13 protein-coding genes are annotated in these 14,694 nt (G+C 68.0%); 3 read left to right on the top strand and 10 right to left on the bottom strand.

Features of this window, described 5'->3' with window-relative positions:
* Positions 1-142: 142 nt before the first annotated feature.
* From ACIOU8_RS01950 to dut, 4 genes are all read right to left on the bottom strand, one after another.
* Positions 143-2,980, bottom strand: a complete 2,838-nt coding sequence (locus ACIOU8_RS01950) for an aconitate hydratase (protein WP_400785293.1) — start codon at positions 2,978-2,980, stop codon at positions 143-145.
* Positions 2,981-3,133: 153 nt separating this feature from the next.
* Complete coding sequence (locus tag ACIOU8_RS01945) at positions 3,134-3,868, bottom strand: DUF3159 domain-containing protein (RefSeq protein WP_400785292.1); 735 nt, start codon at positions 3,866-3,868, stop codon at positions 3,134-3,136.
* Entirely contained in the window at positions 3,865-4,452 is a 588-nt protein-coding gene (locus tag ACIOU8_RS01940) for a DUF3710 domain-containing protein (protein ID WP_140037186.1), read from the bottom strand. The genes ACIOU8_RS01945 and ACIOU8_RS01940 overlap by 4 nt, the downstream gene beginning before the upstream one ends.
* A complete protein-coding gene (gene dut / locus ACIOU8_RS01935) occupies positions 4,445-4,918 on the bottom strand; it encodes a dUTP diphosphatase (RefSeq protein ID WP_400785289.1) in 474 nt (157 codons plus the stop codon). Before dut ends, ACIOU8_RS01940 begins: the two co-directional genes overlap by 8 nt.
* Positions 4,919-4,930: 12 nt before the next feature.
* On the opposite strand from dut, the gene ACIOU8_RS01930 reads away from it, so the two are divergent.
* On the top strand, positions 4,931-5,395 hold the full coding sequence (locus tag ACIOU8_RS01930) for a DUF3093 family protein (protein ID WP_400785288.1): 465 nt from the start codon (positions 4,931-4,933) through the stop codon (positions 5,393-5,395).
* 70 nt (positions 5,396-5,465) lie between these two features.
* Here ACIOU8_RS01930 and ACIOU8_RS01925 read toward each other — a convergent pair whose 3' ends face one another.
* Positions 5,466-5,759, bottom strand: a complete 294-nt coding sequence (locus ACIOU8_RS01925; protein ID WP_400785286.1) for a DUF4193 domain-containing protein — start codon at positions 5,757-5,759, stop codon at positions 5,466-5,468.
* Between the two features lie 196 nt (positions 5,760-5,955).
* Between ACIOU8_RS01925 and sepH the strand changes: the two genes are divergently transcribed.
* Positions 5,956-6,993: a septation protein SepH gene (sepH, locus tag ACIOU8_RS01920; RefSeq protein WP_400785284.1), complete on the top strand. Its 1,038-nt coding sequence runs from the start codon at positions 5,956-5,958 to the stop codon at positions 6,991-6,993.
* Positions 6,994-7,014: 21 nt separating this feature from the next.
* Here sepH and ACIOU8_RS01915 read toward each other — a convergent pair whose 3' ends face one another.
* Positions 7,015-8,136 carry an alkaline phosphatase family protein gene (locus ACIOU8_RS01915; RefSeq protein WP_400785282.1) on the bottom strand — a complete coding sequence of 374 codons (1,122 nt, stop codon included), beginning with the start codon at positions 8,134-8,136 and terminating at the stop codon, positions 7,015-7,017.
* Positions 8,137-8,195: 59 nt separating this feature from the next.
* Between ACIOU8_RS01915 and ACIOU8_RS01910 the strand changes: the two genes are divergently transcribed.
* Positions 8,196-10,637 carry a DNA topoisomerase (ATP-hydrolyzing) subunit A gene (locus tag ACIOU8_RS01910; protein ID WP_400785280.1) on the top strand — a complete coding sequence of 814 codons (2,442 nt, stop codon included), beginning with the start codon at positions 8,196-8,198 and terminating at the stop codon, positions 10,635-10,637.
* Between the two features lie 46 nt (positions 10,638-10,683).
* On the opposite strand, the gene ACIOU8_RS01905 is transcribed toward ACIOU8_RS01910, so the two are convergent.
* Genes ACIOU8_RS01905 through ACIOU8_RS01890 form a run of 4 tightly spaced genes read right to left on the bottom strand, consistent with a single transcriptional unit; the run spans position 10,684 to position 14,688 of the window.
* Entirely contained in the window at positions 10,684-11,598 is a 915-nt protein-coding gene (locus ACIOU8_RS01905; RefSeq protein ID WP_400785278.1) for a 3-oxoacyl-ACP synthase III family protein, read from the bottom strand.
* A 14-nt stretch (positions 11,599-11,612) separates the two neighbouring features.
* Positions 11,613-12,905, bottom strand: coding sequence for a F390 synthetase-related protein (locus ACIOU8_RS01900; protein WP_400785276.1), 1,293 nt, complete (start codon positions 12,903-12,905; stop codon positions 11,613-11,615).
* A complete protein-coding gene (locus ACIOU8_RS01895; RefSeq protein ID WP_400785274.1) occupies positions 12,905-13,702 on the bottom strand; it encodes an MBL fold metallo-hydrolase in 798 nt (265 codons plus the stop codon). The genes ACIOU8_RS01900 and ACIOU8_RS01895 overlap by 1 nt, the downstream gene beginning before the upstream one ends.
* The gene (locus ACIOU8_RS01890; RefSeq protein ID WP_400785272.1) at positions 13,699-14,688 is read right to left on the bottom strand and encodes an NAD-dependent epimerase/dehydratase family protein; all 990 of its coding nucleotides are present in this window, start codon (positions 14,686-14,688) and stop codon (positions 13,699-13,701) included. The genes ACIOU8_RS01895 and ACIOU8_RS01890 overlap by 4 nt, the downstream gene beginning before the upstream one ends.
* Between the last annotated feature and the right edge of the window lie 6 nt (positions 14,689-14,694).

Genomic DNA, 14,694 nt, shown 5'->3' with positions numbered 1-14,694 from the left:
GCGGCATCCGATTCCGGTTCGAAAGCCTGATCGATCCTACCGCGGCCATCCGTGAAAGCTCGGAGAACGCCTCGCCCCTTGACACGACCGCGCTCACGCGAAAGGGCCCGATTCCGAAGAACCGGGCCCTTTCGTCGCTGAATCAGACCAGCGAGCGCAGCACGTACTGCAGGATTCCGCCGTTGCGGTAGTAGTCCGCCTCACCGGGGGTGTCGATCCGGACGACGGCGTCGAACTCCACGACCTGCTTGCCCTCGGGCGAGTCCTCGGTCGGCGTCGCCGTCACGCGCACCGTCTTCGGGGTCACCCCGTTGTTGAGCTCCTCGAGACCCGAGATCGAGACGACCTCGGTGCCGTCGAGACCCAGCGACTCCCAGCTCTCGCCGGCGGGGAACTGCAGCGGGACGACGCCCATGCCGATCAGGTTGGAGCGGTGGATGCGCTCGAAGCTCTCGGTGATGACAGCCTTGACGCCCAGCAGGCTCGTGCCCTTGGCCGCCCAGTCACGCGACGAGCCCGAGCCGTACTCCTTGCCGCCGAAGATGACGAGGGGCGTGCCCTGCTCCTGGTAGTTCATGCTCGCGTCGTAGATGTACGACTGCGGTCCGCCGGGCTTCGTGAAGTCACGGGTGAAGCCACCCTCGACGACCTGGCCGTCGTTGACGGCCGAGACCATGACGTTCTTCAGGCGGATGTTCGCGAACGTTCCGCGGATCATGACCTCGTGGTTGCCACGACGCGATCCGAAGGAGTTGAAGTCCTTGCGGTCGACGCCGTGCTCGGTGAGGTACTGCGCCGCAGGCGTGCCGGGCTTGATGTTGCCGGCGGGTGAGATGTGGTCGGTCGTGACCGAGTCGCCCAGGGTCGCCATGACGCGCGCGCCCTCGATGTCGCGCACCGGCGTGAGCTCCATCGTCATACCGTCGAAGTACGGCGCCTTGCGCACGTACGTCGAGTTCTCGTCCCACTGGAAGATGTCGTCGTCCGGGGTGGGCAGGCTGCGCCAGCGCTCGTCGCCGTCGAAGACGGTCGAGTACTGCTTGATGAACTGCTCACGCGAGATCGACGAGTCGACGAGCTCCTGGACCTCGGCCGGGGTGGGCCAGATGTCCCTCAGGAAGACGTCTTCGCCATCGGTTCCCTTGCCAAGCGCGTCGTTCTCGAAGTCGAAGTGCATCGAGCCTGCCAGCGCGTAGGCGATCACCAGCGGCGGGCTGGCGAGGTAGTTCATCTTCACGTCGGGGCTGATGCGTCCCTCGAAGTTGCGGTTTCCCGAAAGAACTGCGGTCACGGCGAGGTCGTGATCGTTGATGGCCGCGGAGACCTCCTCGATCAGCGGGCCCGAGTTGCCGATGCAGATGGTGCAGCCGTAGCCGACGGTGTAGAAGCCGAGCCCCTCGAGGTCCTTGTCGAGACCGGACTTCTCGTAGTAGTCGGTGACGACCTTGGAACCCGGGCCGAGGGTGGTCTTGACCCACGGCTTCTGCTTGAGCCCCTTCTCGAGCGCCTTGCGGGCGACCAGACCCGCGGCGATCATCACCGAAGGGTTCGAGGTGTTGGTGCACGACGTGATCGCCGCGAGCGTCACCGCACCGTTGTCGAGGATGTACTTCTCGCCAGACGGAGTCGTGACCGGCACAGGCTTCGACGCGTTCGCCGGAGCACCGCTGTTGATGTGCACCGGACGGGTGGTGTGCGGCTCTTCTTCGCCCGGAGCGTTGCCCGGGTCGGATGCCGGGAAGGAGTGCTTCGACTCGAGGTCGACGACGTCGTCCGAGGTGGACGGCGCGGCGTAGGCGAGGATGTCGTGCTCGAACTGCGACTTCGCCTCGGAGAGGAGGATGCGGTCCTGCGGGCGCTTCGGGCCGGCGATCGAGGGCACCACGGTGCCGAGATCGAGCTCGAGGTACTCGCTGAAGACGGGCTCCTGCGAGGCGTCGTGCCAGAGCTTCTGCTCCTTGGCATAGGCCTCGACCAGCGCGACGGCCTCTTCGCTGCGACCGGTCAGGCGCAGGTAGTCGAGGGTGACGTCGTCGATCGGGAAGATCGCGGCGGTCGAACCGAACTCGGGCGACATGTTGCCGATGGTGGCGCGGTTCGCGAGCGGCACGGACGCGACGCCCTCGCCGTAGAACTCCACGAACTTGCCGACGACGCCGTGCTTGCGCAGCAGGTCGGTGATCGTGAGGACGACGTCGGTCGCCGTGACACCGGCCGGGATCTCGCCCGAGAGCTTGAAGCCGACCACGCGCGGGATGAGCATCGACACGGGCTGGCCGAGCATCGCGGCCTCGGCCTCGATGCCGCCGACACCCCAGCCGAGCACGCCCAGACCGTTGACCATGGTGGTGTGCGAGTCGGTGCCGACGCAGGTGTCGGGGTAGGCACGAAGCACACCGTCGACGTCGCGGTCGTAGATGACCTTGGCCAGGTGCTCGATGTTCACCTGGTGCACGATGCCGGTCCCCGGGGGAACGACCTTGAAGTCGCTGAAGGCCGTCTGGCCCCAGCGCAGGAACTGGTAGCGCTCGCCATTGCGCTCGTACTCGATCTCGACGTTGCGCTCGAGCGCGTTCTCCGAGCCGAAGAGGTCGGCGATCACCGAGTGGTCGATGACCATCTCGGCAGGCGACAACGGGTTGATCTTGTTCGCGTCGCCGCCCAGCGCCGTGACGGCCTCGCGCATGGTGGCGAGATCGACGATGCAGGGAACACCGGTGAAGTCCTGCATGACCACACGGGCCGGCGTGAACTGGATCTCGGTGCTCGGATCAGCCGCGGCATCCCACGAACCCAGAGCTTCGATCTGCGCCTTCGTCACGTTCGCGCCGTCCTCGGTGCGAAGCAGGTTCTCGAGGAGGACCTTGAGACTGAAAGGGAGCTTGTCGAAACCGGGCACCGTGTCGATGCGGAAGATCTCGTAGTCGGTGCTGCCGACCGTCAGGGTGCTCTTGGCACCGAAGCTGTTCACCGTGGACACGATTCCGTCTCCTTCTATTCGGATGGGAGCGACAGGCGCCTCCATCTTGCTCGCCAGCGAGCCCCTGCGGCTAGCAAGGCAGACCTAACCAGTCTGCTCCGCTCAGCCTCCGGGCGAAAGCCTGCAATTTATCTTGATGTCAAGATAAATCTATCATGACCGCTGCGGTGTTCCGGCATCCGGGGTTCGCGGATACAGGGCGCGCACGACGAGCCAGGTGACCGCGATCAGTGGAGCGAACAGGGGCAGCCCCATGATCAGCTTGAGCGTGCCGAGAGCTGTGACGTCCCCGGCGAGGTACAGCGGCAGCTGCACTGCGAGACGTGCGAAGAAGAGCGCAGCCCAGGCGATGCCGAGCCACAGGAACGCGCGCCGCTTTCGCCGATCGCGCCTCCACGCGGTGCCCTCCCCCATCAGGAAGCCGACGGCGAGACCGATCAGCGACCAGCCGATCAGGGCCGAGACGAGCATGCCGGTGCCGTAGACGGCGTTGGTGATGAGCCCGGGTACGAAGTTGTCCTCGCCTCGCCCGGTCCACAACGCGAGGGCGGCGGCAGCCGCGGCGGCGACGAGGCCACCGATGGCAGCCGAGGGCGGCGACTTCTGGAGCAGGCGCACGACGGTGAACACCGCCGCGAGTCCGACCGACACTCCGAGAGGCAGGATCAGGGGTTCCGGGCGGATCGTGAAGAGGATGACGAACGCGAGGCTGGGCAGCACCGACTCGAGGATGCCGCGCCATCCGCCCATCGCTGACCACACCACCTTGTGCGTCGCGTCGCTCTCGGTCGGATCGAGGCCGGCGCGTCGAGCGGCGCCGCCGAGGGCGGCTCCGACGATGTCGGATGCGCTCTGCTCGCGCTCGGGGTCGGGAGCCGGGGTGGTCACGCGGAGCCGGGAGTCGCGGGCATCTTCAACGGGATCAGGTCGCGCGGAGGCATCGGAGCTCCACCGCGGACGACCACGATCGACCGGAAGAGGTCCTCCACCTTGGCAGCGGCCTCGAGATCCGACGCCGCAGCTCCGCCGATGACGCCACGGAGGAACCATCGAGGGCCGTCGATGCCGATGAACCGGGCGAGCCGCAGCCCAGAGCCCTCATTGGCAGCCGCGGGGACCTCGGCGAGCAGCTCTTTGCCGAGCGGCCCCTCGCGCTCCTCGACCCGCCCGCCCTGGGTGCGGACCTGATCGCGCAGCTGCACGCGGGTCTCGTCCCACAGTCCGCCGGATCGGGGCGCCGCGAACGGCTGCACCTGGAGAGAGGAGTCGGCGTAGTCGAGTCCGACGGCGACGATGCGCTTGGACTGCTCCTCGACCTCGAGCCGGAGATTCAGTCCCTCGCGCGGCAGGATCTTGATGCCGCCGAGGTCGATGTACGGACGAACCGGGTTCGCCTCGGAGTCGTCGAAGGGACCCTGCGTCGCCCGGTCGTCCGGTGCCGACTTCGAGGGAGTCGCGTTGTTGTCAGTCATTGATCTGTCCTGCCGAAGATGAATGGAGTCCTGCCTGGTAGCCGGTCGAACCGAAACCCCCCTCGCCGCGGACGCTGCCTGGCAGCTCCTCGACGGGGATGAAGGTCGCACGGGTCACGGGCATCACGATCAGCTGCGCGATGCGATCGCCGACGGCGACATCGTACGCCGTGCGGATGTCGGTGTTGATCAGACTCACCTTGATCTCACCGCGGTATCCGGCATCCACCGTTCCCGGCGAGTTCACGATCGAGATCCCGTGCTTGGCCGCGAGACCGCTCCGGGGAACGACGAACGCCGCATAGCCCTCAGGGAGCGCGATGCGCACGCCGGTCGCGACGAGCGCCCGCTCCCCCGGGGCCAGATGAACGGCCTCGGCCGCCACCAGATCGGCTCCGGCATCGCCGGGGTGGGCGTAGCCGGGCACGACAGAGGCGATAATGGGGACATCAACGGATTCAGTCACCCCCCGAGGCTAATGCAGAACATCGCTCCTGACGCGCGGACCCGCTACCGCGAGAGACTGTCCCCCAGCCTGTGGCTGCTGGTGACGGTCGCTCTGGCCGGCCCCATGGTGGCGCTCATCTTCGTGCCCATCGGCTCGACCGTCGCCCTGGTCGTCGGAGCCGCCGTGTCGGCCGTGCTCGTGGTCGCCTTCATAGGCCTCGCCCCGGTCGTGGCGGTCGACGGCGACGTGCTCCGTGCGGGTCGAGCGCACATCGAGGTCCGGCACCTCGGCACGCCCAGAGCGCTGAGCGGCGAAGGGGCACGCCAGGCGCGGGGGCCCGCTCTGCCCGCTCGGGGCTGGCATCTCATCCGCGGCGGTGTCGACGGTGTCGTCGTCGTTGCGAACGACGACCCTGACGACCCCGTGAGCACCTGGACCATCTCGACGCGCACGCCCGATCGGCTGGCCGCCGCGATCGTCGCAGCCCAGCGCTGACCTCACCACAAAGACGACGCGCCCCTGACCGTGAGGTCGGGGGCGCGTGAGTTCTTGTTCTCAGGTGCGCTCAGGCAGCGCACTCCTTGCAGATGAGGCCGGAAGCGCCCTCGTGATCGAGCTGCGAACGGTGCTTCACGAGGAAGCAGTTCATGCAGGTGAACTCGTCCTGCTGCGCGGGCAGCACGACGACATCAAGTTCGAGGTCGGAAAGATCGGCTCCAGGGAGATCGAAGCTGGACGGGTTGTCCGCGTCTTCGTCGCCTGAGGAGCCGGAGAGCTTGTCCGGCACACGCTCCTTGAGGGCTTCGATCGACTCGGAGTCGTCTTCACTCTTGCGGGGAGCGTCGTAGTCGGTTGCCATGTGGTGAATCTCCACTTTCATGCGAGTGGGTGGTGCGCCGTCGGGGTAATCGGCGGCCATAGTTTGCATGACCGCGGAGGAATAAGCAAATGCCCGCGGCTGCGACAGACCAAACTCACGGCACGCCCAGAGTATTCCCGGTTCTGAGCGGCCCCGCGTGACACCATGAACGCACACCCATCAGAGGGGCATTCGCATGGAAAACGTCACCATCGTCGGCACAGAAGCAGGACTGCTCGTACTCGCGACCGAGTCGGGCGAGCGGTTCGCGCTGCCCATCGACGACGTCCTGCACCGCGAGCTCCGGCGGGCGACGCGCCAGAGCGAGCCCACGGCCCAGCGGCTCGCCGCGAGTCCGCGCGACATCCAGGCGCAGATCCGCGCCGGACTCACGGCACCCGAGGTCGCCGCACTCCTCGGCATCGGTGTCGACGACGTCATCCGCTTCGAAGGACCGGTTCTCGCCGAGCGCGAGCACGTCATCGGCCAGGCCCTCGCCGTGCCGGTGCTGATCGGCAGCGACGTGGAGCCCGACGCTCAGCCCACTTTCGGCACCGCGATCCGCGCCAAACTGTCTGAGGTCGAGGCCTCAGCCGAGCGCTGGGCGAGCTGGAAAGACGAATCCGGCTGGATCATCAAGCTCGAGTTCACCGCCAACGAGGTCGAGCATGACGCTCGCTGGAGCTTCGACCCACGACGAAGTGCGCTGGCGCCCCTCAACGCCGACGCCACCCAGCTGTCCCGCCAGGGCTCGCTGCCCGACGGTCTCATCCCGCGCCTGCGCGCTGTCGAGGCCGAACGGCAGGCATCGCCCTACAAGGACGACAGCCGCTTCGACTCCGGCGCGTTCGGCCCCCGCCTGCTCCCGCCGCCCGAAGCCGATGACGAGGACAGCATCGCGCCCGAGCGGTCGGCGGCCGCGGTGCAGGATGCCGCCATCAAGCGTGCACCGGAATCGGCGACGACGAGCCCGGAGACCGCCGATCTGCTCGAGGCGCTGCGACGCCGGCGCGGTCAGCGCGAGACCGCGCCGATCCTCGACCAGGCAGATGATGACGGCTCGGACCAGAATCCGATCGCGTTGTTCGATGCCCTCGAGAACGACGAGCCCGACGATGACGACGAGCCGAAGGCCGCACCCGAGCCCTCGAACGAGGGCAACGGTCGCCGACGCCGCCGCAACGCGATGCCGTCGTGGGACGAGATCGTGTTCGGAGCACGCACCGACGAGTAGGCCGGGCGCCGGTGCCCGCGGTCAGCGGGCGAAAGCGCCGAACCTCAGCAACGGAACCTGACGTTCTTCCGAAGTCAGACCTCCGTGCTGACCGATCATTCCTCGGCTGCGCTGATCCGCTGCGGTGCCGTCGTAGACCGCGCCGTTGCCCCTGGCCACGACGAGGACATCGCCGATCCGCGACGCGGCGGCCGGCGTCACCTCGGGGCCGAAGAATCCTGACGCGATCGTCTGCTCCCGGGTGCCGACGTCGGCGAGGCCGGCGAGATCATCGCGCAACCGCTTTGCGACCGTCGCAGCGTCGGCGTCCGGCTCGACGTAGACATGCAGCATCCTGGGCTCTCCGCCGATGTGCCGCACCCCGACGAGGTGCTCTGCTTCGAGCACGATCTGCCGGTGCGCAGGCACGTCGAGCATGCCGTGGTCCGAGGTCACGAGGACACCGACGCCCGGCGGAACGCGTCGCGACAGCGCGGCGTCGATCTCTTCGAGCGCCGACACCCATTGCACCGAGTCCAGTCCGTACCTGTGCCCGGCCTTATCGGCTTCGGGCAGGTAGCAGTAGATGAGTGAACCCGGGTGGCGCTCGGCGAGGTCGTAGGCCACCTCGACGCGTTCTGCGGGTGTCTGCGCGGCGACGAAGTCGGCACCGCGAAGCGTCGCTCGGGTGAACCCGCTCGCCGCGTAGGCCGCGACGCCCACCGCGTAGGTCGGGCGCCCCTCTGCACGCGCGCGCTCGAAGACCGTCGGAGCAGCCTGCCACGTCGCCGGATCCAGTCCTTCCGACTCCCAGCCGGTGAGCTGGTTGACCAGGATGCCCCGCGCGGGGTCGAGAACCCGGTAGCCGACCAGGCCGTGCTGCCCCGGCCACACCCCGGTCAGGATGCTGGTCAGGGCGGCTGCGGTGGTCGACGGGAAGACCGAGTGCGCGACATCCTTCTTCGCCATCCCGGACGTGAGCGCCCTGGCATGGCCGGCGTGGGCACGCAGACTGATGGCACCGAGGCCGTCGATGAGCACGAGAACGACGGATTCAGCCCGTTGCAGGCTCGCCGATTCGCCGCGCAGAGCGGCGAACACGTCGTCCGCCACCCCGACGACGCTGCGGGCTGCGAGCGACTCGGACGGTAGAATGAGGGACATCCGAGCCAGTCTGACACAGGCTCCCGTACGCCCTCTGCCTCGCACCATTCAGGATGCCCATGCCGAAGACCCCGCCTGCCGAGCTCGCCCCCGAGCGAATCCAGGACATCGATCTCGAGACTGAGATGCAGGGTTCGTTCCTCGAATACGCCTATTCGGTGATCTACTCGCGGGCTCTGCCTGACGCTCGCGACGGCCTGAAGCCCGTGCAGCGTCGCATCCTCTACCAGATGGCCGAGATGGGACTCCGCCCTGACCGCGGTCATGTCAAGAGCGCCCGTGTCGTGGGCGAGGTCATGGGAAAGCTGCACCCTCACGGCGACTCGGCGATCTACGACGCTCTTGTGCGCCTCGCCCAGGAATGGGCTCTGCGTGTGCCGCTGATCGACGGCCACGGCAACTTCGGCTCGCTCGACGACGGGCCCGCAGCGGCTCGCTACACCGAGGCACGGCTCGCCTCCCCCGCGATGGCTCTCACCGAGAACCTCGACGAGGACGTCGTCGACTTCATCCCGAACTACGACGGCCAGTTCCAGCAGCCCTCTGTGCTCCCCGCCGCGTTCCCGAACCTCCTGGTCAACGGCGCGAGCGGCATCGCCGTCGGCATGGCGACCAACATGGCACCGCACAACCTGATCGAGGTCGTCGCCGCCGCCACTCATCTGCTCGAGAACCCCGAGGCCACCACCGAAGAGCTCATGGAGTTCGTGCCCGGCCCCGACTTCCCCTCTGGCGGCATCCTGATGGGGCTGGACGGCGTCAGAGACGCGTACGCCACCGGACGCGGCGCCTTGAAGGTGCGCGGCAAGGTGTCGGTCGAGCCGCTCGGGCCGCGGCGCACGGGCATCATCGTGTCCGAGCTGCCCTACATGGTCGGCCCCGAGAGACTGATCGAGAAGATCCGTGACGCTGTGCAGTCGAAGAAGCTGCAGGGCATCAGCGACGTCACCGACCTCACCGACCGCAACCACGGACTGCGCGTCGCGATCGGCATCAAGACCGGCTTCGACCCGAACGCCGTGCTCGAGCAGCTCTACCGGCTCACCCCTCTCGAAGATTCCTTCAGCATCAACAACGTCGCCCTGGTCGACGGGCAGCCGCGCACGCTCGGCCTCAAAGAGATGCTGCGCGTGTATGTCGCGCACCGACTCGAGGTCATCACCCGTCGCAGTCGCTACCGCCTCGCACGCCGAGAAGAGCGCCTGCATCTCGTCGAGGGCCTGCTCATCGCGATCCTCGACATCGACGAGGTCATCCAGGTCATCCGCTCGTCAGACGACTCCGAACAGGCGCGCGCACGGCTGCGCTCCGTGTTCGATCTCAGCGAGCTTCAGGCCGAGTACATCCTCGAACTGCGCCTGCGACGCCTGACGAAGTTCTCGCGCATCGAGCTCGAGACCGAGCGCGACGCCCTGCTCGCCGAGATCGCCAGGCTGCGCGAGCTGCTCGGGAGCGACGTGCTCCTCCGAGCAGTGGTCGCGCAAGAGCTGGATGCCGCAGCCGACGCCTACGGCACTCCTCGCCGCACGCTGCTGATGAACGCCGCACCCCCGAAGCCGCGCGCCACGAAGGGAGCGGTCGACCTGCAGATCGCCGACGCTCCGACAGTGCTCGTGCTGTCGACGACGGGCCGTGCCGTGCGGGTCGACCTCGCCGAGGGCCAGGAGCTGAGCCTTCCGGCGCGACGGAGCAAGCACGACGCGATCCTGACGACGGTCGAGACGACGGTTCGTGCGGAGATCGGCGCGCTCACCACCGAGGGTCGCGTGCTGCGTTTCTCCCCCGTGGATCTGCCGTCCGTGCCGTCGTCGTCCGTGCAGCTCGCGGCGGGCGCCCCGCTGCGCGACTATCTCGGCATCACCACTCGGGGAGAACGGATCCTCGGTTTCGTGCGCTTCGACAGCGACGTCCCGATCGCTCTGGGTACTGCACAGGGCACGGTCAAGCGCATCGTCCCGTCGACGCTGCCCGTGCGCCCCGATCTGGAAGTCATCGGCATGAAGCCCGGCGACACCGTCGTCGGGGCCGTGGAAGCTCAGGACGACGCCGACCTCGTGTTCGTGACGACCGACGCGCAGCTGCTGCGTTTCTCGGCATCCACCGTGCGCCCCCAGGGCGCGCCCGCCGGCGGAATGGCCGGCATCAAGCTGGGCACCGGATCATCCGTGCTCTTCTTCGGCGCAGTGGGGCCTGATGCGGAGGCGGTCGTCGCCACCGTCTCGGGATCCGACAGCATCCTTCCCGGAACCGAGCCGGGTCGCGCCAAGGTCACGCCGTTCTCGGAGTACCCGTCGAAGGGCCGCGCGACCGGCGGAGTGCGCGCGCACTCGTTCCTGAAGGGGGAGGACCGTCTCACGGTCGCCTGGGTCGGTCCGAGCCCCGCGCAGGCAGTCGACCCGACAGGTGCGGTACGCAAGCTCCCCGAGCCCGGCGCACGACGCGACGCATCGGGCCAGCCGATCGACGGCGTGATCGGGAGCATCGGCCGCACTCTGATCTGAGAGCTCGAGGCAGCTCAGCCGCCCTCTGCGGCACCTGACTCCTGACTCAGAGCCGGAGAGCCAGGATGTTGGCGGTGAGGCCCGCGGCCGTACCGCACAGGATCACGGTGTCTCCGGCCCCGACGCGGCCACTCTCGAGCGCGCGGGCGAGCATGAACGGCACGGACGACGAGACCATGTTGCCGAAGTCCCGCACCTCGTCGATCCGACGATCGACCGGGATCCCGAGGCGGTCGAGCATCGGCCCGAGCGCCGCCGACGCCTGATGCGGCACCCAGAGCGCGACATCGTCACGCGAGATCGCCGCATCCCGGTGGAACGCATCGAAGAAGTCGGGAAGCACGCGCATCATGCCCAACAGCGCCCTGCGCCCGTTCATGTCGAAGAGGTAGTCGGCGGGGTCTCCGGTGGCGTACGCCTGCGCGGGCGATCCCGACAGCCCTCCCCTGATCTCCGTGTCGTGCGCGTACGCCGGCCAGGTGCGCTGAGCGCTGGCGATCACTCCGCGGTCGGGATCAGCAGAACGGCGCAGCACGACGGCCGCGCCGGCATCGCTGAAGAGTTCGAAGCTCTCCCGCTGCTCCGGGTTGAGGAACCGAGTCCCCACGTCGCCCGCGAACACGAGGATCGTCTCGTGATCGCCGGCATCGAGGTATCGCGAGGCGATGTCGAGAGCCGTGATGAAGCTCGTGCAGGTCGAATTCACATCGAAGGCAGCCGCGTGCCCCGTGAGAGTGAGCCTCTCCAGTACGAGTGCGGCCGTGCACGGGATCGGCTGGATCCCCGCGGCTGATGCGCCGAGCACGAGGTCGACGTCGTCCGCCGTGACGCCCGCGTGCACGAGTGCCCGCTCGCACGCCTCCGTCAGCATGTCGAGATGAGACATCTCATCGTCGATGCGATACCGCGTCTCCTCCCCGAATCGGACGATGCGCGAAGGCAGAGCCGTGCCCCACCCCACGATCTCGCAGCTCCTCACCATCTCCGGTCCCCCCATTCCTGCACCACGCGCCGCAGTTTCCTGGCCCCGTCGCTCACGTAGTCGATGAAGGCGATGTCCGGTCGCTCGCAGCCCAGCCGGTCGGCCAGCGCATCCACCTCGTCTTCGACGAGACGCCGAGATCGATCGTCGAGGGTATCGAGTGCGATCTGCAGCCGCGACTCGCCGATCTGCGTGATGCGGTACTCGTCGAAGCCGTCGGCGAAGAGCAGCGCACGAGTGATCACATCGGCGAAGACGGGCACATCTCGGCCGTCGAGTGACCGGAAGAGGAGCGTGTCGCCCTCTCGTCCCTCGATGCGCTCGACAGCCGCGAGCGCGCTGCCGCAGGGGCACGGATGGGTCCGCTCGCGCAGGACATCGCCGAGCCGGTACCGCACGATCGGCTGCGCGCGGCGGCGCAGGTCCGTCACGATCGGCGTGAACCGCTCGGCATCCAGCGCCTCGCGCTCGACCAGGATGCTGTCTTCGTTCAGATGGATCACACCGTGCTCGCAGGTGTGCGCGAGGAATCCCTCGGTGCACTGATAGAGCTGGTGCAGCAGGCGCTGGCCGAGCGACGCCGTGATGCGCTGCTCGTCGGAGATCTCGAGCACCTCGGCCACCGAGTATACCCGCTGCGGCACGACGTCGAACCCCCCGGCATCGGCCGCGCGCGCGATCAGACGCAGCACGGACGGCGGAGCGACGAGAATCGTCGGTCTGTACTCCCGCAGCCGGGTGATGTTGTCGTCCATGTCGGCGTAGACGTCGAAGTAGCGGAACGAGACCGCCCGCGAGCCGACCGACTCGTACAGGGTGTTGTCCGCCCTGAGGAACAGCGCTATCCGATGTCCGAAGAGCACGCCCCGAGGCAGAGTGCGGGCGAGTACGGTTCCCACCCAGGCATCACGTTCGGCGCTGCTCACCACGAAGAGGCCGCGGTGGCCGCTGGTGCCGCTCGAGAGCCCGACCGAGTTCGAGCCCAGGTCAGTGTCGAAGTCTCGGGAGCGCTCGTTACCGATCGCCAGTGCGAGTGCCTCGTCCTTCCGGACCCCGACGGTGTTGATCTCGTCGAAGCGAGTCATCATGACGCTCTTGTCCATGAGCGGCAGATCCGAGAACGAGCGTGTCGACAGGAGTTCTCGGAAGTAGGGCGACCGCCGCCGCAGGAACCTCAGGTGGGAGCGCAGCAGGCGCCGCTGCCGCCGCTCGATCGCAGCCCGAGTGTGCAACGGACGGAGCCACCGCACCGCGACGAATTCGCGCAGGATCCGGAGATTCGACATCAGCTCAACAGTTCCTTCGCCTCGAGCGGATCATGGCTGCAGACCACGCGGATGCCGGCGGCGGCGAGCTCACCGAGACGCCGCGCGGTGGCGGCATAGCGATCCGCGTCGTGCTGGACGGCGCGGGGCAGGGCCTTCAGATCGGCAGCGGCGTGGATCAGGTCGCTCCCCCATGCCGCATCGCCGGCGAGCAGGATACGGCCCTCGATCAGAGCGCCGAGGTGCCCGTCGGCATGGCCCGGCAGATCGACGACGAGGTACGAGCCGTCGCCGAGAAGATCGTGAGCGCGCAGTGCGATGCCGCCGACTTCGACGACGGAGAACGACTCGTCATCGAGCACGATCCGTTCGGCATCCGGGAACCAGGTCGGGAGCAGCCCGGTGAGCACCCCCGTGCGCAGTGAGGGAGCCGACAGCGTCCGCTCGTGCCCCGAGCTCAGTACGAAGGTGGCGTGGGGGAAGCGACGGACCCCTCCGACGTGGTCCGGGTGCAGGTGAGACAGCACGACATGCGAGACGGATGCCGGGTCGACGCCGTCTGCTCGGAGGCGGGCGGCCACATCGTCAGCGTCCCGGACGGTCGGCGGCAGCAGACGGCGGTAGACGGCGCCGCGCCAGCCGGTGTGCCACTCTCCCGTCGCGTAGCCGGTGTCGAACAATACGCGCCGACCGTCCGCAGTGTCGTACAGGAACACACCGGAGGGGAACTCGCGGACGCCATGCGGCACGCCACGGAACATCGCGCCGACGTCGTGCGAGGTGCTGCCGCAGATGTAGTGGCGGAGGCGACCGGTCACGCGTTCCCCCTCAGGTGCGCGGCCACGCCGGCGAGTGCGTCATCGAGCGACACCTCGGGGCGGTATCCGAGCTCTGTCTTCGCCCTCGTGATGTCGAGTGTCTGCGAGTACGCGATCGTGCTGAGCGTGTAACGGGTGAGCGGCGGCTCCGGCTGCCACGGCAGCACTGAGCAGGCCCACTCCAGCGTTGATGCCAGGGCCCAGGCTGTCCGACGGTTCATCGGGCGGAATCGCGGGGTCTCCCCCATGCGCTCGAGCAGGATCGTGAGCAGCTCGCGGAATCGCCGGGGGTCGTCGTTGGTGATGTTGTACACCCCACCGGCGGCATCTCCCCGAGTCAACGCGAGCCTCAGCGCCGAGGCGACGTTCTCGACCGCCGTGACGTCAATGACGTTCTCCCCGCCATCGAAGACCGGCACGCCGATGCGAGCGTGAACGTCGAGGAGACGCGGCACGAGGCTCGGATCGCCCACGCCGATCAGGCCGCGAGGACGCACGATCACGAGCTCGGGGATCGTCCCGCAGTCCAGCGCCTCGAGCAGCAGATCCTCTGCGGCGATCTTCGAGCGGATGTATCCGTTGAGTCGATTGGCGCGGTCGACCTCGGATTCTCGGATGTCGACGCGGTCCCGCGGTGCGGCGTAGACGCTGGGAGACGAGACATGGACGACACGGCGCACACGGTTGCGACGGGCGAACTCGATGACGTGACCGGTGCCGTCGATGTTCGCCTCGCGGAAGTCCCTCCAGCGCCCCCAGGGCGCCGACAGCGCGGCGCAGTGGATCACGGCGTCCACCGGGAGGTCCCGCAAGCGGAGCGAAGCCAGATCGCCGAGCACGCGGTGTCCCTCGTCAGCGACCCGTTCGAGCGCCGGCTCGTTGCGACCGGCGGCGAAGACCTCGTATCCGTGTGTCTGCAGCTCGGGCACGACGTGGCCGCCGAGGAACCCGCTCGCCCCCGTCACCAGCACACGGGCTCCGGACATGCTCAT

Origin of the sequence: Microbacterium sp. NPDC087589, assembly GCF_044743635.1 — a bacterium.
GTDB lineage: Bacteria > Actinomycetota > Actinomycetes > Actinomycetales > Microbacteriaceae > Microbacterium.
The sequence above is the reverse complement of the archived record's forward strand: the minus strand, read 5'-3'. Positions and strand labels throughout refer to the sequence as shown.